At 63.0% G+C, this 817-nt stretch carries 1 protein-coding gene; it reads left to right on the top strand.

Going from position 1 to position 817, the window contains the following annotated elements; translation table 11 throughout:
- Positions 1 to 23: 23 nt before the first annotated feature.
- A partial coding sequence (locus tag P7D22_RS23185) for a GGDEF domain-containing protein (protein WP_319936598.1) occupies positions 24 to 817 on the top strand: 794 nt, incomplete at its 3' end.

Below are 817 nucleotides of genomic sequence, written 5' to 3'. Positions count from 1 at the left end.
ACAAGCTCGGACATTATGTGTGGGTGGAGGGACGCTACAGCCTCGTGCCCGAGAATGGTGACTTCATCGTCGTGTTGCGTGACGTCAGCCAGCGAAAGGCCGCCGAGGAAAAGCTCGAGAGATTGAACACAGAGCTTTCGCGGGTGGCACGGAGCGATGCCCTGACAGGGTTGTCCAACCGGCGCCATTTCGACGAGGTTCTCGACGCCGAATGGCGCCGAGCCAAGCGGGACGAAGGCTCACTCTCGTTGCTGCTGCTCGATGTCGATCGCTTTAAGGCCTACAATGACCGCTATGGCCATCAGGAGGGCGATGCCTGTCTCCGCGCGGTCGCCACGACACTGCAGGATAGCATCCGGCGACCGGGCGACCTGGTGGCACGTTATGGCGGCGAGGAGTTCGTCATCGTGCTGCCTGGCACCGACGAGGCTGGAGCCGCTCAAGTCGCCGAACGCGTTCGTGTCGCGGTAGAAGGTCTGGCCTTAGCCCATGACGGTAACATGCCCTGCGGTTCCGTGGTCACTGTGAGCCTCGGTTGCGCGACAACACGGCCAGCCGAAGCTGACGGGGAAACTACGGGTCTGGTCGCGACGGCGGACACACGTCTCTACGAGGCCAAGCGCTTGGGTCGGAACCGCATTGTCACGGCTGCGTCTACCGCACCGACCGCACCTCCCCAGTCAGATGAGGCAGCACGTCTCGCGGCCTTAGCTTGCTACGAACAGGCAGGGTCGGCCTGTCCGTCGGACAGCCTCGACCGCATCGCCCACCTTGCCGCCCAAACCTTTGGTGTGCCGAAGGCCTATGTGTCCTTGGT

The organism is Lichenihabitans sp. Uapishka_5, from assembly GCF_033947565.1.
Classification (GTDB): Bacteria; Pseudomonadota; Alphaproteobacteria; order Rhizobiales; family Beijerinckiaceae; genus Lichenihabitans.
This window is presented reverse-complemented; position numbering and strand designations above follow the sequence as displayed.